Below are 17,024 nucleotides of genomic sequence, written 5' to 3'. Positions count from 1 at the left end.
GGGGAGAGAAGGAATTCGCTCTCCCGGACCCCCACTCATCTTCTTCTAATAGGCTGCCGCGGACGGCGGAGATGGCAGTGTCGCTGTGTCCGCGTTCCGCGGCAGCCCGACAACAAGAGAAGCGGGTGAGAGCTCTGGGGAGAGGGAGAATTCCTTCTCCCTCTCCCGGGGGCAGCCGGTGCGATCAGGCGTAGCGCCGCACCATGTCGGCGCAGAACTCGGCGAACTCCGCCGGCTCATAGGGCGGGCTGGTGTGGTGGTGGCCGGGGCCGCGGTGCTCCGGGGTGAAGCAGAAGGTCACGGTGACCTTGAAGTCGCGCAGCGCCTCCATCTGCCGGTCGAACCAGGCGATGGCGTCGGGGCGGAAGACATCGGCCCAGGAGAGGCCGGTGCGGAGGTAGGTGACGCCGAGGCGCTTCATCCAGGCGACCGCATCGTCCAGCCGGTGGTCCTGGTAGTGGAACCACTGGCAGAGGCCCATGTCGGGCGCGTGGCGGGCGAAGCGTTCGGCGGCGGGCTTGGGGGAGCCGTCCTCCCGCAGCAGGCCCATGTAGAAGTGACGGTAGTAGGAGGAGCCCTCCGCCTCCCGGTGGCGGGTCGTCGCCTCCCAGGACTGGGGCAGGTCGTAGAGGGAGTACCAGTGGATGCGGGGCGCCTTGCCGATCAGCAGCTCGGCCGTGCGGTCCAGGCCCCAGACCTGCACCTCCTCGGCGCCGAAGGTGGAGATCCCGACCTCCGACACCCAGACGGGCTTGTCGGTCACGGCGCGGATCTCATCGATCTTCGCGGGCCACTCGTCGATCTTCCAGAGATTCCAGTCCAGCGGAAATCCGTGCACGGCGATGACGTCGATGTCGTCCATCACGCCGTAGCCGGTCAGGCGGTTCACGAAGGACGGGTCGATCGGCGACATGCCGCCGAGCACGCGCGGCAGGTTCGGCCGCTCCGCCTTGATCGCCTGGCCCGCCAGCTTCGCCATGCGGGCGAATTGCGACCAGTCCGGGTCGATGGCCGGGTCCCAATGGGACTTGTTGTTGGGTTCGTTCCAGATCATCGCGGCTTCGATCACGCGCGCGGTTCCTTTTTCGGATAGACGGCGCCGGCGCCCCAGGGGGCTTCGACGCGACGGCAGAGATAGACTTCCTGCTCCGGGTGCTCGACGACGGCGAAGCCGCTGGCGCGCAGCATCGCCTCGGTGCAGGCGGCGTTCGGGGCCCACCAGTTGGTGGGATCGTGGGCGTAGCGTTCCTCGATGAAGTGGAGCTTCGGATAGCCGGGACGGTCGAAGACGGCGGTCTCGGAGAAGTCGTAGTCGGGTGCGACCGGCTCCACCTCGGTCGCGCCGCGTTGCATCGACTGGAAGAGCATCAGATCGCCCGCGACATGCTCGTGGATGAGGTCGAGGGCCAGCAGCGGGTGGCGAAGATGATAGAGCACGCCCATGAAGATCACGAGGTCGAAGCGCTCGCCGAGCGCGCCGACGTCGTAGACGGAGAGGTTGCGGAACTCGATGTCGAGGTCGTTCACCTCGGACGCGAGGCGCGCCTGCGCGAGGTAGCGGTCGTCCGAATCGAGGCCAAGCACACGGGCGGCGCCGCGACGCTTCATCTCCATGCTGTAGAAGCCGGCATTGCAGCCGATGTCGAGTACGCTGCGGCCGGTCAGGTCCGCCGGGACGATGTGCGCGAAATGCCGGAACTTCGTCTCCGGGTAGCCGTACAGGAAGTGGTTCGGTGCCGTCCGCACGCCGCCGAGGTCGAGATCATGGAACCATTCGCCGAGCGCCTCGACGCGTCGACGGATTTCGTCCTGCGGAAGCATGGTCAGGCGGCGTCCGTGACCGGGCGGCCGAGCGAGGCGAGGATGGCCAGCAACTCGTCCACGCGATGGGCGCAGCTGTGCCGGGCACGGATGGTCTCCAGCCCGCTCTCGACGAGACTGCGGCGCAAGGCAGGGTCGTCGCGCAGCGCCGTGAGGTGCTGGACCATCGCGGCCTCATCCTCGGCGACGAGGTAGTCCTGGCCCGGGCGGAAGAGGTGCTCCGAGTCCTGCCAGGGGGCGGAGACAAGAGGGATGCCGCAGGCCAGCGCCTCGAAGACGCGGATGGTGGGGATGCCCGGCAGCATCTCCACATAGAAGCGGCGAGGGACGTGGACGGTCGCGAGGTGGCGGGCAAAGACCTCCGGCGCGCGGGCATTGGGCAGCCAGCCCCGGAAGCGGACGCCGTAGCGGTCGAGCATCGCCCGCGCCTCGTCGGGGTAGCGGACGCCGTAGATGTCGAGGGGGAGTCCGACGGTCTGCGCCGGGCGCATGAGGAAGCTCTCCAGCTCCGCGCTGCGCTCCCCATCTCCCCAGTTGCCGATCCAGACGAGGCCCTCGCGCGGGCCCTCCTGTGCGGGCGGATGGAAGAGGCGGGTGTCGGCCGCTTCATGCCAGACATGGACGCGGTCGCCCCAGCCCCAGCGGCGATACACCTCGGCCAGCGTGGCGCCGAAGGCGAGGACGCCGTCATAGCCGTTCAGGTCGAACTGCCGGATCGCCTGCGGGTCGCTGACGGCGCGGTGATGCGTGTCGTGGAAGAGCAGCGTGAAGCGGCCGCCCTGCCTGCGGGCGCGACCGATGGCCGCGACCAGCGCGGGCTCGTTCCACTCGTGGACGATGACCACATCGGCACCGTCCAGCGCTGCCTCCGCCCCGGCCTCACCCGCGAAGACGCGCGCCGTCAGTTCGGGATAGGCGGCGCGGTAGGCGTCGAGGCCCGCCTCGCCGTGGTCGCGGAGAAGGTTCTCCAGGCTCCAGGCACCGGCCGGCTCCAGCGCCAGCACGTCATGGCCGCGGTGAACGAGGTCCCGCAGCACGCCGCGCAGGAAATGCGCGTTGCCGTGATTCCAGCAGGAGGCGAGGGAATGGGTGAAGTAGACGAACCTCACGCCGCCACCGTCTCCGGCCGGATACCGCGGAGAAGCGGTCTGTACAGATCGAGCATCGCGTCGGCCATGGCGTCCACCGTGTAGCGGCGTGCCCGCGCTCGCGCGAGGGCACCTTGACGCGCGCGCTCCTCGCGATCGGTCTCGAGGCGCGCGATGGCGTCAGCGAGGCCGGCATCGTCGCCGGCTGCGACGAAGAGGGCTGCGCCGTCCCAGAGCTCGCGGAAGGAGGGGATGTCGGAGAGGACGAGGGCGCAGCCGAACTGAGCGGCTTCGAGCACCGCGAGGCCGAAAGGCTCGTAATAGGCCGGGGAGACGTAGATCGGGGCGGCTTGCAGGAGGGCGGCGAGCGCGGCCTCGTCCAGGCGTCCCACGGCATGCGCGTGCTTGAGCGCGACGCGGCTTCCCTCGGGTCCCTCCACCGGACCGGCGGCGAGGACGGGCAGGCCCAGCCGCGCGGCCGCCCGGTCCAGCGTCGCCATGTTCTTCCCCGTGTCCCACAGGCGGCCGGCAGTCAGGGCGAAGTCGGTCAGGAGGTCGGCAGGCGGGTTGTCTACCCGGGGCAGCGGGTCGCGGCCGTTATGGACGGCGGCAGGAGGCAGAGGCAGGTCGTAGGCCCGGGCGGTGGCATCGGCGAAGGCGCGGCTGGGGGCGGCCAGCGCGTCGCAGGCGGCGTAGCCCCGGCGCAGCAACTCGGTGCGCCAGGCGAAGTCCGGCGGCAGAGGGCCGCCGCGCACCGCGTCCCACCAGGTCGCGAGGCAGGAGTGGCAGGCGCCTACCAAGGGGACAGGGAAGGTGTTGCCGGCGGCGAGGGCGGGGCTGTTCAGGTGTACGAGCTCCGCGCCCGTTTCCCGCGCGAGGGCCGCGATCACGGCGCCGGCCTTCATGGTCTCGGCCGCATCGGCGGCCAGCCAGTCGAGCGGCAGACCGGTGGGGAGCAGCGTGAGCCCCGGGATGGACGCTGCCCGTGCGAGCTGGTCCGCGCCGGGTCCCGGCCCGAGGATGGCGAGCACCGTCTCGACCCCGCGCGTCGAGAGCCCGCGGGAAAGGTCCAGCGCGTAGGTCCAGACGCCGCCGACGGTGTCGGCGGTCATCAGCAGCCTGAACCCCTCTGTCCCGGTCACGTCGGGGCGGCGGTCACGACAGGGCGGCCTCGGCCCGGGCAGGGACGCCGTGCTGCTGCCGCAGCCATCCTGCCAGGGCGGCGACGCCTTCCCGCCAGGGGCGCGGCGCGCGCAGGCCAAGCTCCGCGCGGGCGCGCCGCGTGTCCGAGACGTAGTAGCGCTGGTCGCCGGCGCGCCAATCGGCATAGCGCGTCTCGACCGGATGGCCGGTCAGGTCACCGATATGCGCGATGAGCTGACGCAGGGAGATCGCGTTGGCGGGGCCACCACCGAGGTTGAAGGCCCGTCCGCTGACATGGCCGATGCGCCTCCAGGCGCCGAGATACGCGTCCACCGCGTCGCTCACGTCCAGCACGTCCCGGACCTGGCAGCCGTCGCCGTAGATGCTGATCGGCTCTCCCCGAAGCGCGCGGATGAGGAAGTGGGCGACCCAGCCCTGGTCCTCCGTGCCCATCTGGCGCTGCCCGTAGATGCAGGACATGCGCAGCACGGCGGTCGGCAGGCCGAAGGAGCGGCCGTAGTCGAGCACGTACTGGTCCGCCGCGCCCTTCGAGCAGCCGTAGGGCGTGTGGAAGTCGAGGGGCCGGTCCTCGCTGATGCCGGCGGCGCGAGTCGCGGGGTCGCGGGGCTGGTAGGCGTCCCCCACGAGATCGAGCGCGACGTCAGCGAGGTCGCCATAGACCTTGTTCGTGCTGGCGAACACGACCGGCACGGGCGCGCCGCGGCGCCGCAGAGCCTCCAGCAGGTGGAAGGTGCCCTGAAGGTTGATCGCGAAGTCGGCGGCCGGATCGGTCAGGCTGGTGGTAACGGCGACCTGCGCGGCCATGTGGAAGACGGCGGAAGCGTCGGCTGCCGCGGCGGCGAGGGCGTCCTCCTCCCGGATATCGGCGATGATGGCGGAGATGCGCTGGGGATGGCGGCGCTTCAGCCAATCGAGGTTCGCCTCCACGCCGGGGCGGAGAAGGGCGTCGTAGATCAGGACGTCCTCGCCCTCCGAGGCCAGTCGGTCGGCGAGGTTGGAGCCGATGAAGCCCGCGCCGCCGGTGACGAGGATCGGGCGGCGTCCGGCGATGGCGGGGCTGCTCACGCCACGAGTCCCCGCAGCTCGAGTTCCTTCCGCGCGTCCGTCACGCGGTCATGCGCCTGTTGCCGGCCGACCCATTCGGCCAGTTCTGCGAGGTCCGCGTTGAAGTCGGTGTGGATCGGCTCGTAGCCCAGGCGGTCCCGCGCGAGGCTGATGTCCGGGATGTTGTGGCGGATGTCGCCGGCGCGCGCCTTGCCAGCGATCTCGGGCGCCAGGCCGGGGCGGCCCATGGCGGTGGCAAGGTCCTGCGCGACCGCCTCCACGGTGCGATCCACGCCGGAGCCGATGTTGAAGGTGCCGCCCACCGCGCCGGGCTCGTTCAGCGCGAGCACGAAGGCGCGGGCCACGTCCTCCACATGCACGAAGTCGCGCCGCTGCTGCCCGTCTTCGAAGATCAGCGGGGGTTGGCCATTGTGCAGCCGGGCGGCGAAGATCGCGAGGACGCCGGTGTAGGGGTTCGAGAGCGCCTGACCCGGGCCGTAGGCGTTCCAGAGGCGCAAGGCCGATGCCTCCATGCCGTAGGAGGGCGCGAGCGTGAGCGTCAGCCGCTCCTGCACGAACTTCGTGATGGCGTAGACGGAGGCGAGGTTCGGGCGCTTCCACTCCGGCGTGGGCACCGGGACCATCGGATGACCCTTCGCATCGAGCGGGTCCCAGGAGGCGTTGGCGTCGCGGCGGGGCTGGCGCACCGCATCCTCGATCAGCTTGCCATCGGAGTCGCGGTAAAGACCCTCCCCGTAGATGCTCATGGAGGAGGCGACGACGACGCGGCGGACGGGGTTGTCGATGAGCTGCTGGAAGAGCACGGCGGTGCCGTGGTCGTTCACGCTCACGTACTGGTCCACCGCGTACATGCTCTGGCCGACGCCGACCTCGGCGGCGAGGTGCACGACCTTGTCCACGCCCTTGAGGGACCGGCGAACCGCGTCGGAGTCCCGCACGTCGCCGGTGATCACCTCCACGTCGAGGTCCAGCCCGTCCGCGCCGCGGTCGGCGTGCACCTGCTCGATGAAGCTATCGAGCACGCGGACCTCGTCGCCTCGCGCGAGCAGCTCGCGCGCGAGGTGGCGTCCGATGAAGCCGGCGCCTCCGGTGATCAGGATGGTGTCAGGCAACGCATCGTCTCCGTTCGGTGGCGGCCGCCCCGTGATCTGGCGCGCGGTCGATGCCGGTCAAGCTCAAGAAAGCGATCGCCAGGGGCCACTTCCAGCAACATGGTTCCCGCTTTCGTCAGCATTGAACAGGTAAGAACGTCCCTCACAAGATCCTGCATCCGCCGACACACGCTTCTTTGTACGTCGGCGAGCATCTATGTAGCTTCCACGTCGGACAGAAGGCGGTCAGGGTCCGACCTAGCCCGCATTGCGCGGCATCGACATCGTCTGGAGGCCCGGATTGGCCGTTCAACTGCCGCTCAAGATCATGCTTGTGGCGCCGCTCGCGTTCACGCTAGGCACTCGTGTATCGCGCGTACCAGGGGTCGCGCGGCCGTGAGCCGGCGGCCGCTCCGCGTCGGGATCGTCGGCGTCGGCAACTGTGCCTCCTCCTTCGTGCAGGGTTTGTCTTACTACCGGGACGCGGCGGCGAACGAGCCGGTGCCAGGGCTGATGAACGTCGAGCTCGGCGGCTACCATGTCCGGGACATCGAGGTTTCCGCGGCCTTCGACGTGAACGCCGCGAAGGTCGGGCGCGACCTTTCGGAGGCTATCCTGGCGGAGCCGAACAACACGCAGCGCTTCGCGGCGGTCGCGCCGACCGGCGTCAGGGTGCGCCGGGGCGAGACGTTGGACGGCATCGGACGCTATCTCCGCGACGAGATCGCGGAGGCGGACGGCCCGGCCGAGGACGTGGCGGCCGTGCTTCAGGCGTCCGGGACGGACGTGCTCGTCTCCTATCTGCCGGTCGGATCGCAGCGAGCGACGGAGTTCTATGCGGAGCAGGCGCTGAAGGCGGGCTGCGCCTTCGTCAACTGCATCCCGGTCTTCATCGCGTCCAACCCGGACTGGCGGAAGCGGTTCGAGGCGCGGGGTCTGCCGATCGTCGGGGATGACATCAAGAGCCAGGTTGGCGCGACCATCGTTCACCGGGTCCTGGCCAACCTGTTCCGGGAGCGCGGGGTACGGCTGGACCGGACCTACCAGCTCAACTTCGGCGGCAATGCGGACTTCCTGAACATGCTGGAGCGCGAGCGGCTGGAGTCGAAGAAGATCTCCAAGACGCAGGCGGTGACGAGCCAGTTCGACGTGCCTTTGGCCGCCAATGATGTGCATGTCGGGCCAAGCGATCACGTGCCCTGGCTGACCGACCGGAAATGGGCGCATATCCGGCTGGAGGGCACCGCTTTCGGGGGCGTCCCGCTCAACCTGGAGCTGAAGCTGGAGGTTTGGGATTCACCGAATTCTGCCGGGATTGTGATCGACGCCGTGCGCTGCGCGAAGCTGGCGATGGACCGGGGGATCGGCGGCGCGCTGGTCGGGCCCTCGGCCTGGTTCATGAAGTCGCCGCCGCAACAATTCGATGACAACGAGGCGCAGGAACGCACCCGCCGCTTCGTGGCCGGCGAGGGATGAGGCGGGCGAGGGGTGGCGACGACGCTCTTCCTCGTGCGCCACGCGGCGCATGACCGCGTGCACCACGTCCTCTGCGGCCGGATGCCGGGCGTGACACTGGGCGAGACGGGGCGCCGCCAGGCGGCGGCGCTGGGAAGGCGGCTGGCGGGCGAGGGGATCTCGGCCGTCTATACCAGCCCGCTGGAGCGGGCGCGGGAGACCGCCGCACCGATCGCGGCGCGGCTGGGGCTGGCGCCGCGGGAGAATCCGGGGCTGGCCGAGATCGACTTCGGCGAGTGGACGGGCCAGCGATTCGATGCGTTGGCGGGCGACCCGCGCTGGGATCGCTGGAACACGGCGCGCGCCACCTCTCGTGCACCCGGCGGTGAGAGCATGGCGGAAGCGCAGGCGCGAGCTGTGGCGGCGGTCGAGGGGATCGGCGCGGATCATCCGGAGGAGCGCGTCGCGCTCGTGAGCCATGCGGACGTGATCAAGGCCGTGCTGGCCTCGGTGATGGGGCTGTCGCTCGACGCCCATGACCGCTTCGAGGTGTCGCCGGCCTCGGTCAGCGCGATCGCGATCTGGGATGGCGGAGGAAAGGTGCTGAGCATGAATGAGGTCGTGGCCGCATGAGAATCGCCTTCTACGGATCGAGCCTTCTCTCCTCCTACTGGAACGGCGCCGCGACCTATTACCGCGGGATGCTGAAGGATTTGGCGGCGCGCGGCCACCGGATCACCTTCTACGAGCCGGATGCGTTCGACCGGCAGAAGCACCGGGACATCGAGCCGCCCGATTGGGCGGAGGTACGGGTCTGGCCGGCCACGGAGGAGGGGCTTCGCGGCGTCGTGGCCGAAGCGGCGCGTGCCGACGTGGTGGTGAAGGCGAGCGGCGTCGGCGTGTTCGACGACGCGCTGATCCAGGGGGTGATGGCGGCGGCGCGGCCGGAGGCAATCCGGATCTTCTGGGACGTGGACGCGCCGGCGACGCTGGCCGAGATCCGCCCGGCGCCAGAGCACCCGCTGCGCCGGACCCTGCCGATGCTCGACTTCGTGCTGACCTATGGCGGCGGGCCGCCGGTGATCGAGGCCTATGAGGGGCTCGGCGCGCGGCGCTGCGTGCCGATCTACAACGCGCTCGATCCCGACACGCACCATCCCGTGCCGGCCGATCCGCGCTTCGCGGCGGACCTATCCTTTCTCGGCAACCGGTTGCCGGACCGGGAGGCGCGGGTGGAGGCCTTCTTCCTCGACCCCGCGGCACGACTGCCGGAGCGCCGCTTCCTGATCGGCGGCAATGGATGGGAGACGAAGGGGATGCCGCCGAACGTGCGGCATCTCGGCCATGTCTATACGCGAGACCACAACGCCTTCAACACGTCGTCGCTGGCGGTGCTGAACATCGCGCGGGACAGCATGGCAACCACCGGATACTCCCCGGCCACGCGCGTCTTCGAAGCGGCAGGCGCGGGCGCCTGCCTCATCACCGATGCCTGGGTGGGGCTGGAACTGTTCCTCAAGGAGGGCGAGGAGGTGCTGGTCGCCCGGGACGGTGCGGATGTCGCGGCGCATGTCGCCGCGCTGACGCCGGAGCGGGCCCGGGCGATCGGGGACGCGGCGCTGGCGCGCGTGCTGGCGGAGCATACCTACAACCGCCGCGGGGCGGAGGTGGACGCACTGTTGCGCGCGGAGGCCGCGCGGCCCCGGGTCCGAGGTGCGGCGGCATGACGGGCCGGTCCCGGATGCGGCTGGTGGTGCTGGGGCTGTCGCTCTCCTCCTCCTGGGGGAACGGGCACGCCACGACCTATCGGGCGCTGCTGCGGGCCTTCGCCGCGCGGGGCCACGACGTGCTGTTCCTGGAGCGGGACGTGCCGTGGTACGCGCCGCACCGCGACCTGCCCGATCCGGATTTCTGCCGTCTCGTGCTCTATCCGGACCTGGCGGCGTTGGACTCCTGGCGCGCGGAGATCGCACGGGCCGACGCGGTCGTCGTCGGGTCCTACGTCCCGCAGGGCGTCGCGGTCGGGGAGATGGTGCAGGAGGTCGCGCGGGGCGCGACGGCCTTCTACGATATCGACACGCCGGTGACGCTGGCGAAGCTGGAGCGGGGGGATGAGGAGTATCTCTCCCCCGCCATCATCCCGGGCTACGACGTCTACCTTTCCTTTACCGGCGGGCCGACGCTGGAGCGGCTGGAGCGGGTATACGGGTCTCCCGCGGCGCGGCAGCTCTACTGCTCCGTGGACCCGGAGGCGTATCGGCCGATGGACGTGCCGCCGCGCTGGGACCTGAGCTATCTCGGCACCTACAGCCCCGACCGTCAGCCGGCGCTGGAGCGGCTGCTGCTCGAACCGGCGCGACGCGCGCCGGAGATGCGTTTCGCGGTGGCGGGGCCGCAATACCCGGCCGACATCGCCTGGCCCGCAAATGTCGAGCGGATCGAGCACCTGCCGCCGGGCGAGCACGCGGCTTTCTACACGGCCAGCCGCTTCACGCTGAACGTCACGCGCGCGGACATGATCCGCGCCGGCTACAGCCCGAGCGTGCGGCTGTTCGAGGCCGGAGCCTGCGGGACGCCGATCATCTCCGACATCTGGGATGGGATCGGGACGCTGCTGACGCCAGGGGAGGAGATCCTGCTGGCCGAGACGCCGGACGCGGTGCTGGCCGCGCTGCGGGAGATGCCGGAAGCGCGGCGACGGGCGATGAGCAAGGCGCTGCGCGGCCGCGTCCTGGGCGAGCACAGCGCCGCGCATCGGGCCGCCGAGTTGGAGATGCATCTGCGCGAGGCGATCGGGCGGCGGGGCCGCGCACGGCGTCTCGCGGCGGCCGTGGGGTCGTGAGACAATCCCCGGGATCGAATTCGGGGACAGGAGGATGACGGCAGCCATCGAGAGCATCGCGACGACGCATGAGCGTTGGGCGCGGATGCTTCTGGCGACGGTCCGGCTGCCCGGCGGGCAGCGCGTGCAGCGGGACATCGAGGACCACGGGGATGCCGTGGCGGTGCTGCCCTACGATCCCGTGCGGCGGGTCGCGCTGCTGGTACGCCAGTTCCGCGCTCCGCCCTTCTACGCGAGCGGGGAGGGAGAGACGCTGGAGGCGCCGGCCGGTCGCCTGGACACGGATGATCCCGCGTCCTGCGCGCGGCGCGAGGCCCTGGAGGAGATCGGGCTCCGGCTCGGCGAGCTGGAGCCGGTCGTCGTGACCTGGACGATGCCGGCGTTGTCGACGGAGCGGGCGCATCTTTTCCTCGCGGCCTATGAGGCCGTGGACCATGTCGAGGCAGGCGGCGGGATTATCGAGGAGGGTGAGAGCATCACGGTCTCCGAGGTTCCACTCGCCGATCTGGCGGCGATGGCGGATGCGGGGACGCTGACGGAGTTGAAGCTGCTCCTGCTGGTCCAGACCTTGCGGCTGCGGCGGCCGGAGCTCTTCGGCCGCCCGTGATCGTCTTCGGGGATGCGTCGCGGGTGGAGGATTCCCGCGCGAAGCTGGCGCGGCTGGATCATCAGCTGCGTCGGGCCGACGGGATGCCACCGGTCATCGGGCGACATGGAGCGCTCGTAACCGCGCTCATCGAGGCGGGGGAACTTGTACAAGGGATCGCCGACGCGGCCTTCGAGGCGACGGGGCGGGACGACGCATCGCCTGTGACGGAAGCGGCCATGGCGCTGGCGACCGCGATCGCGCGGGCGGTGAGGGATTCCTGGGAGGCGGGTTTCGCGGGCGGCGCTGTGCCGGATGAAGCGGCCATCGCAGCGGTCGCGCGGGCAGGATTGCCGGAGAGTCTGCGGACCCGCAGGGCGGAGGGATTCGCCTACTACGCGCTCTATCCGGAAGCATACGCCGTGGCCGCTTCGGCGCTGCCGCCTGGTCCGGTACGGGTAATCGGTATTCGGAGCATCGGCACGACACTCGGCGCGATGGTAGCGGCCGCGCTGGATGCGAGGCCTCCGATGACGGTGAGACCCGTTGGTCATCCGTTTCGGCGCGAACTGGCGGTGTCCGATGCGTGGGCGGGAGAAATGCTGACGGATCGCGCCTGCCGCTTCGCGGTGGTGGATGAGGGGCCGGGGCTGTCCGGCAGCAGCTTTGGTGCCGTCGCCGACCTGCTGGATGATCGGGGCGTGGCGCCGGGGCGGGTGCATTTCTTCCCCGGCCATGGCGGCGCGCCGGGGCCGCAGGCGAGCGCGTCTCACCGAGCGCTGTGGGAGCGGACGCCGCGACACGTCACCAGCTTGGAGACGCTGCTACTGGGGACAACCCGGCCGGAGCATCGGCTGGAGAGTTGGGTGGCGGGGCTGGTGGGAGAGGCGGTCCGGCCGATGGAGGACGTCTCCGGCGGGGCGTGGCGGGCCCTGCGCTTCGCGCGCGAGGCGGAGTGGCCGGCCATTCATCCGCACCAGGAACGCCGCAAGTTCCTGCACCGCACGGCCGAGGGCACCTGGTTGGTGAAGTTCGCGGGGCTCGGGCGGCATGGGGAGGAGGCGCTGGCGCGCGCGGAGGTGTTGAGCGGTGCCGGGCTTACGCCCGAAGTCGCCGGGCTGTGCCACGGCTTTCTTGTCGAGCGATGGGTGGAGGATGCGGGACCGGTCGATCCGACCGGCGAGCCTGCGTCCAGAGCGAATGCGATCGGGCGGTATATCGGCCGGCGCGCGCGTCTCCTGTCGACAGCGGCGGAAGACGGCGCCAGTGCTGCTGCCTTGTGGCGCATGGCGCGTCACAACGCGACGCTGGCGCTCGGAGAGGAGGTGGCGCGCGGGATCGATCGATGGGAGCCCGATCTGCCGGAACTCGACCGGCGCATCCGGCGGGTCTGGACCGATAACCGGATGCACGCCTGGGAATGGCTGCGGCGGCCGGACGGGACTCTTCTGAAGACGGATGCGGTGGACCACGCGGCGGCCCACGACCTGATCGGCTGCCAGGACCCGGCCTGGGACGTGGTCGGGGCGGAGATGGAGTGGGGGATCGCGGCAACCGATGGGGACCGGCTGCGCGGGGCGGTGGAGCAGGAGTGGGGGGCGCCGCTGGATCCCGCGCTGCTCGCCTTCCTTCGGCCCTGTTACCTCGCGTTCCAGCTGGGCCGCGCCACGATGGCAGCGGAGGCCTCGGCGGGGTGGCCTGAGGAGGAAGCGCGCGGCCGCGCGGCGGCGGCGCGCTACGCCGCGCATCTGCGGGGCGTCCTGACGGGCTGAGCCGTCAGCGGCCGTAGATGCGGTCCAGCACGGACGCGACCTCGACGAGACGGTCGGCACCGGGGTCGAAGCAGGCGCCCCCAGCCAGGCGCCGCGCCCAGTCGGCGGCGGCGCGGCCGCCCCAGGCATCCGGCGGGCCGGCGAGAACTTCGCGCGCGGTGCCGCGGTAGCGCTCGGCGGTGAAGTCGTAGAAGGAGCCGTTCTCGTTCCGCAGCGCGGCGCCGCCCGACGTGCCATGGAAGGCCGCGGCGATCACCGCGTCCTGCCCGGCCTGGAGCTTCCAGGAACAGGCGAGCCGCACCACCGCGCCGCCGGCGAGCGTCATCGTGGCGACCGCGTAGTCCTCCACGCGGTCGGGATCTCGGCCGAGCGGCTCGCCTCTGGCCATGAGGTGGCTGGACACCGCCTCGACTGCCGGGAAATCGAGCGCCCAGAGCGCGAGGTCCACGAGATGGACGCCGAGATCCATCACGCAGCCGCCACCGGAGAGGGCGGGGTCGTAGAACCACGGCTTGTCCGGACCGTAGGCATTGTGGAAGACGAGGTCGGCGGCGAAGACGCGGCCGAGTTCGCCCGCGCGCAGCAGGTCGCGAATGCGGCACATCCCCTTCGTGTGGCGATAGGAGAGGTCGACGTCGAGCAGCCGGTCCGCGGCCCGTGCGGCTTCCACCACGGCGCGCGCCTCGGCGGCGGTGCGGCCGAGGGGCTTCTGGCAGAAGACGGCGGCGCCGCGCTCCAGGACACGGATGGATTGCGCGGCGTGCAGGGCGCTGGGCGTCGCGATCACCACGCCGTCCAGGCCGAGGTCCAGCATCTCGTCGAGCGAGGCAGTGACGTGGGCGTCCGGTGCGAGCTTCGCGGCCTCAACGGCCATCTCCGCAGACGGATCGGAGAGGGCGGCGATCTCCGCAACACCGGTCTCGGCGATCGCGGCCATGCGGTGCCGGCCAATCCAACCGACCCCGAGGAAGCCGAGGCGGGGGCGGGTCGTCATGGCGTCACGAGTGCCTTCAGGAAGCCGTCCGGACGGTCCCGCGTGGCGTCCAGCGCCTCGCCCAGCCGGTCCAGCGGGTAGCGATGGGTGTAGAGCGGATCGGGATTCAGTCGGCCGGAGGCGACGGCCTCCACAGCCTCCCGGATGCCCTGCATGTAGACCGCGGGGTCGCGCTCATGGGCGTTGATCACGTCGAGGCCGCGCCAGTTCCAGAGCCACATGTTCACCTGCCGCGGCCCGTCCTGATGGTAGCCGGCGACGATCAGGCGGCCCCGCTCCCGGCACAGCTCGGCGGCAAGGTCGAGCGGCCACTGCTTGCCGACCGCCTCGATCACCACGTCGCAGAAGCTGCCGCCGGTGAGGTCCTTCACGCGGGCGATGATGCCGTTGTGGTCCTCCATCGGGATGACCTCGGCCGCGCCCATGTCGCGGGCGAGGTCGAGGGAGAAGGGACGGCGGGAGATCGCGATGACGCGCGTGCCGGCATCGGTCGCGAGGCGCGTGAGGAGGGCGCCGAGGAAGCCGATGCCGATGATCGCCACAGTCTGGCCGGCCACGATGCCGCTGCGGCGGAAGATGTTCATGGCGCAGCCCAGCGGCTCCCCGGGGAAGGGGCGGCCGGCGAGGGAATCCGGCAGGCGGATGACGGAAGCCGCGTCGGCAAGGTCGTATTCCGCGTAGCTCTTGTAGGAGAGGGCGGCGACGCGGTCGCCGGGCTTCAGGTCGTCCACGCCCTCTCCGACCGCGTCCACCACGCCCCAGCCCTCATGGCCGAGGGAGCCGGGCTCGGTCGGGAAGTTCATCCATTCCGGGCCGGCCCAGGGCGTGAGGTTGGAGGCGCAGACGCCGCAGCCCTCCAGCCGGAGGCGGATCTGGCCCGGACCGGGCTCCGGCCGCGCCACGCGGTCCAGGCGGATCGCGCCAGGGCCGGTCAGGACGGCGGCCCGCATCGTCGCATCCGGCGCAGAGGCCTCATTCATGGCATGACCTTCTTTCACCTTCCACTCCGCGCGAAGACCTGCGCGGGCGCGGTCTTACGGGGCGGCGGCGGCGTGCGGAAGGCTGGGGAAGCAACGACCACGAGGATGTGGTCCGGCACGTGCTAACCTGCTGGACACTGCAGCCCCGGAGACCGCCCGATGACCATGGACCGCCGTTCCCTGCTCGGTGCCACCCTCGCCACCGGGCTGGCGGGAACGGCCGCGGCGCAGGATCGGCCCTGGCCCACGCGGCCCCTGCGGATCGTGGTGCCTTTCGGGACGGGCGGCAGCAGCGACATTTCGGCCCGCGTGCTGGCGGCGAAGCTGACGGACCTTCTCGGCCAGTCCGTGGTGATCGAGAACCGGGCCGGGGCGGGCGGCACGGCGGGGACGGACTTCGTCGCGAAGGCGGCGCCGAACGGGGAGGTCTTCGTCCAGAGCGGACTGACGCCCATGGCCCTGGCGATCGGGCTCTATCGCAACCTGCCCTATGATCCCGTGCGGGACCTGGTGGGCGTGGCACCGACGGCCTTCGTGCCGCTCTGCATCGCGATCAACGCACAGATCCCGGCCCGCGACGCGGCGGAGTTCATCGCCCTACTGCGCGCCAACCCCGGCCGTTACTTCTTCGGCAGCGCGGGCGTCGGGACGTCGGGGCATATCTGCTCCGCCAACTTCCTCTCCCGCATCGGCGCGACGGCGGAGCACGTGCCCTTCCGCGGCGGCGGGGAGCTCTACCTCGCGCTGCAGAAGGGGGACGTCGCCTTCTGCACCGACACGCCCTCGGTCTTCGAGTCCATGCGGGCTGCGGGATCGGTGCGGATCGTGCTGGTGGCGACGGAGGAGCGGATGGCACGCCTGCCCGACGTGCCGACGGCGCGGGAGGTCGGGTTGGGCGAGTTCCGCGCGCATTCCTGGTACGGCATCTACGCCCCGGCCGGCACGCCGCGGCCCGTCGTGACCCGGCTGGCCCAGGCGATCGAGGAGGCGCTGGGCGACCCCGCGGTCGCGGCCCGGTTCGAGGAGCTCGGCACGCCTGTCATGCGCGGCTGGACGCCCGAGCGCTTCGCCGACTACCTGCGGGACGAGATCGCCTTCTGGGTGCCGCTCGTCCGCGCTTCCGGCGCCCGGGCGGACTGACACTCCGGGGGCCGGCTTCCGGGGGACCCGCCCCGTTCACCGGATTTACAGACTTCCCGCCTAGGGTCGCGTCTGACGCAGACCCTGGGAGCCGTCCTTGATCCGCTGGTACGAGCAGAGCGCGCCGATCCGGACGAGGCCGGTCATCGCCTGCGGCCTTCTGCTCACCATGGCCACCGCCCTTGACGGCGTCACGGTCAGCCGGCCCGGGCGGGTGGACGAGCCGGTCGCCGAGAGCCGGGAGAACTGGCCGTCCGGCCTGCGGACGCTCGGCCGGCCGTCGGCGCAGCACAGCACAGGGCGCGACGGCATCGCGGTGCGCAAGCTCGCGGCCCGGGACGCGGGCTGGGAGGAGTGCCGAGCATGACCGCGACCGAGATCCGCGACTCCATCATTCTCTCGCCCGTCCTCGACCTGCGCGCGGCAGGCCCGCTGGCGGCGGCGATGCTGGCGTGGCGCGGCGATGACCTGTCGCTGGACGCCTCCAGGGTCGAGCGGGTTGGGGGGCAATGCCTGCAGGTGATCCTCGCGGCGCGGAACCAGTGGGCGGCGGAGGGGCGGAGCTTCCGTGTCCTCGGCGCCTCTGACGCTTTCAAGGAGGCGGCGGACCTGATGGGCGCGGCCCCGCTTCTCCCGACCGGTGCGTAAGGAGCCCCGATGACGAAGCTCGTGATGACGGTGGACGATTCCCGCACCATGCGGGACATGCTCCGCCACACCCTGTCCGAGGCGGGGTATCGCGTGGTGCAGGCGGTGGATGGCGTCCACGGCCTGGAGGTGCTGGCGGGCGAGTCGCCGGATGTCATCGTCACTGACATCAACATGCCGCGCATGGACGGCTTCGGCTTCATCGAGGGCGTCCGCCGCAGCGACCGCCACCGCGCCACGCCGATCCTGGTGCTGACGACGGAGAGCGACGCCGAGAAGAAGAACCGCGCTCGCCGGTCCGGCGCCACGGGCTGGATCGTGAAGCCCTTCAACCCGGTGAAGCTGGTGGAAGCCGTCCGCCGCGTCGCCGCCTGAGCC

The 17,024-nt window shown here is 71.0% G+C and carries 18 protein-coding genes; 10 read left to right on the top strand and 8 right to left on the bottom strand.

What is annotated here, in order from left to right; genetic code table 11:
• Positions 1-184: 184 nt before the first annotated feature.
• Genes ACP6CK_RS09950 through ACP6CK_RS09925 form a run of 6 tightly spaced genes read right to left on the bottom strand, consistent with a single transcriptional unit; the run spans position 185 to position 6,250 of the window.
• Complete coding sequence (locus ACP6CK_RS09950; RefSeq protein ID WP_426958733.1) at positions 185-1,069, bottom strand: beta-xylosidase; 885 nt, start codon at positions 1,067-1,069, stop codon at positions 185-187.
• Positions 1,066-1,821, bottom strand: coding sequence for a TIGR04290 family methyltransferase (locus ACP6CK_RS09945; RefSeq protein ID WP_426958732.1), 756 nt, complete (start codon positions 1,819-1,821; stop codon positions 1,066-1,068). Before ACP6CK_RS09945 ends, ACP6CK_RS09950 begins: the two co-directional genes overlap by 4 nt.
• Before the next feature lie 2 nt (positions 1,822-1,823).
• On the bottom strand, positions 1,824-2,930 hold the full coding sequence (locus tag ACP6CK_RS09940; protein ID WP_426958731.1) for a CgeB family protein: 1,107 nt from the start codon (positions 2,928-2,930) through the stop codon (positions 1,824-1,826).
• A complete protein-coding gene (locus ACP6CK_RS09935) occupies positions 2,927-4,021 on the bottom strand; it encodes a glycosyltransferase family 4 protein (RefSeq protein ID WP_426958730.1) in 1,095 nt (364 codons plus the stop codon). Before ACP6CK_RS09935 ends, ACP6CK_RS09940 begins: the two co-directional genes overlap by 4 nt.
• Positions 4,022-4,064: 43 nt before the next feature.
• The gene (locus ACP6CK_RS09930) at positions 4,065-5,138 is read right to left on the bottom strand and encodes an NAD-dependent epimerase/dehydratase family protein (protein WP_426958729.1); all 1,074 of its coding nucleotides are present in this window, start codon (positions 5,136-5,138) and stop codon (positions 4,065-4,067) included.
• Positions 5,135-6,250: an NAD-dependent epimerase/dehydratase family protein gene (locus ACP6CK_RS09925; protein ID WP_426958728.1), complete on the bottom strand. Its 1,116-nt coding sequence runs from the start codon at positions 6,248-6,250 to the stop codon at positions 5,135-5,137. The genes ACP6CK_RS09930 and ACP6CK_RS09925 overlap by 4 nt, the downstream gene beginning before the upstream one ends.
• 375 nt (positions 6,251-6,625) lie before the next feature.
• Here ACP6CK_RS09925 and ACP6CK_RS09920 point away from each other — a divergent pair, with 375 nt between their 5' ends.
• From ACP6CK_RS09920 to ACP6CK_RS09895, 6 genes are read left to right on the top strand one after another with little or no spacing between them, the layout of a single operon-like run.
• Positions 6,626-7,705 carry an inositol-3-phosphate synthase gene (locus tag ACP6CK_RS09920; RefSeq protein WP_426958727.1) on the top strand — a complete coding sequence of 360 codons (1,080 nt, stop codon included), beginning with the start codon at positions 6,626-6,628 and terminating at the stop codon, positions 7,703-7,705.
• A 12-nt stretch (positions 7,706-7,717) separates the two neighbouring features.
• Entirely contained in the window at positions 7,718-8,317 is a 600-nt protein-coding gene (locus tag ACP6CK_RS09915) for a histidine phosphatase family protein (protein WP_426958726.1), read from the top strand.
• Positions 8,314-9,411, top strand: a complete 1,098-nt coding sequence (locus ACP6CK_RS09910) for a CgeB family protein (protein WP_426958725.1) — start codon at positions 8,314-8,316, stop codon at positions 9,409-9,411. Before ACP6CK_RS09915 ends, ACP6CK_RS09910 begins: the two co-directional genes overlap by 4 nt.
• Positions 9,408-10,526: a CgeB family protein gene (locus tag ACP6CK_RS09905; RefSeq protein WP_426958724.1), complete on the top strand. Its 1,119-nt coding sequence runs from the start codon at positions 9,408-9,410 to the stop codon at positions 10,524-10,526. The genes ACP6CK_RS09910 and ACP6CK_RS09905 overlap by 4 nt, the downstream gene beginning before the upstream one ends.
• A gap of 34 nt (positions 10,527-10,560) precedes the next feature.
• Positions 10,561-11,133 (top strand): NUDIX domain-containing protein, encoded by a 573-nt coding sequence (locus ACP6CK_RS09900; protein ID WP_426958723.1) that lies wholly within the window; start codon positions 10,561-10,563, stop codon positions 11,131-11,133.
• Positions 11,130-12,884, top strand: a complete 1,755-nt coding sequence (locus tag ACP6CK_RS09895) for a hypothetical protein (protein WP_426958722.1) — start codon at positions 11,130-11,132, stop codon at positions 12,882-12,884. The genes ACP6CK_RS09900 and ACP6CK_RS09895 overlap by 4 nt, the downstream gene beginning before the upstream one ends.
• A 4-nt stretch (positions 12,885-12,888) precedes the next feature.
• Here the strand turns inward: ACP6CK_RS09895 and ACP6CK_RS09890 are convergent, their stop codons facing one another.
• On the bottom strand, positions 12,889-13,878 hold the full coding sequence (locus ACP6CK_RS09890) for a Gfo/Idh/MocA family protein (protein WP_426958721.1): 990 nt from the start codon (positions 13,876-13,878) through the stop codon (positions 12,889-12,891).
• A complete protein-coding gene (locus tag ACP6CK_RS09885) occupies positions 13,875-14,858 on the bottom strand; it encodes an MDR/zinc-dependent alcohol dehydrogenase-like family protein (protein ID WP_426958720.1) in 984 nt (327 codons plus the stop codon). The genes ACP6CK_RS09890 and ACP6CK_RS09885 overlap by 4 nt, the downstream gene beginning before the upstream one ends.
• A gap of 165 nt (positions 14,859-15,023) precedes the next feature.
• On the opposite strand from ACP6CK_RS09885, the gene ACP6CK_RS09880 reads away from it, so the two are divergent.
• The 4 genes from ACP6CK_RS09880 to ACP6CK_RS09865 all read left to right on the top strand — a co-directional run bounded on the left by ACP6CK_RS09880 (position 15,024) and on the right by ACP6CK_RS09865 (position 17,021).
• Entirely contained in the window at positions 15,024-15,998 is a 975-nt protein-coding gene (locus ACP6CK_RS09880; protein WP_426958719.1) for a Bug family tripartite tricarboxylate transporter substrate binding protein, read from the top strand.
• A gap of 97 nt (positions 15,999-16,095) precedes the next feature.
• Entirely contained in the window at positions 16,096-16,365 is a 270-nt protein-coding gene (locus tag ACP6CK_RS09875; protein WP_426958718.1) for a hypothetical protein, read from the top strand.
• Positions 16,362-16,646, top strand: a complete 285-nt coding sequence (locus ACP6CK_RS09870; RefSeq protein WP_426958717.1) for an STAS domain-containing protein — start codon at positions 16,362-16,364, stop codon at positions 16,644-16,646. The genes ACP6CK_RS09875 and ACP6CK_RS09870 overlap by 4 nt, the downstream gene beginning before the upstream one ends.
• Before the next feature lie 9 nt (positions 16,647-16,655).
• Positions 16,656-17,021 (top strand): response regulator, encoded by a 366-nt coding sequence (locus ACP6CK_RS09865; protein WP_426958716.1) that lies wholly within the window; start codon positions 16,656-16,658, stop codon positions 17,019-17,021.
• Positions 17,022-17,024: the final 3 nt, after the last annotated feature.

It is taken from the genome of Muricoccus radiodurans (assembly GCF_050154705.1).
In the GTDB taxonomy this organism is placed as follows: Bacteria; Pseudomonadota; Alphaproteobacteria; order Acetobacterales; family Acetobacteraceae; genus Roseomonas; species Roseomonas radiodurans.
Note: the sequence above shows the minus strand (reverse complement) of the source record. Positions and strands in the feature narration are given on the sequence as shown.

Excerpts from the sequence above, each read along its gene's own strand:
- ACP6CK_RS09935 (WP_426958730.1), bottom strand. The coding sequence starts at position 4,021 with ATGACCGCCGACACCGTCGGCGGCGTCTGGACCTACGCGCTGGACCTT.
- ACP6CK_RS09885 (WP_426958720.1), bottom strand. The coding sequence starts at position 14,858 with ATGAATGAGGCCTCTGCGCCGGATGCGACGATGCGGGCCGCCGTCCTG.
- ACP6CK_RS09910 (WP_426958725.1), top strand. The coding sequence starts at position 8,314 with ATGAGAATCGCCTTCTACGGATCGAGCCTTCTCTCCTCCTACTGGAAC.
- ACP6CK_RS09945 (WP_426958732.1), bottom strand. The coding sequence starts at position 1,821 with ATGCTTCCGCAGGACGAAATCCGTCGACGCGTCGAGGCGCTCGGCGAA.
- ACP6CK_RS09890 (WP_426958721.1), bottom strand. The coding sequence starts at position 13,878 with ATGACGACCCGCCCCCGCCTCGGCTTCCTCGGGGTCGGTTGGATTGGC.
- ACP6CK_RS09865 (WP_426958716.1), top strand. The coding sequence starts at position 16,656 with ATGACGAAGCTCGTGATGACGGTGGACGATTCCCGCACCATGCGGGAC.
- ACP6CK_RS09870 (WP_426958717.1), top strand. The coding sequence starts at position 16,362 with ATGACCGCGACCGAGATCCGCGACTCCATCATTCTCTCGCCCGTCCTC.
- ACP6CK_RS09880 (WP_426958719.1), top strand. The coding sequence starts at position 15,024 with ATGGACCGCCGTTCCCTGCTCGGTGCCACCCTCGCCACCGGGCTGGCG.
- ACP6CK_RS09900 (WP_426958723.1), top strand. The coding sequence starts at position 10,561 with ATGACGGCAGCCATCGAGAGCATCGCGACGACGCATGAGCGTTGGGCG.
- ACP6CK_RS09905 (WP_426958724.1), top strand. The coding sequence starts at position 9,408 with ATGACGGGCCGGTCCCGGATGCGGCTGGTGGTGCTGGGGCTGTCGCTC.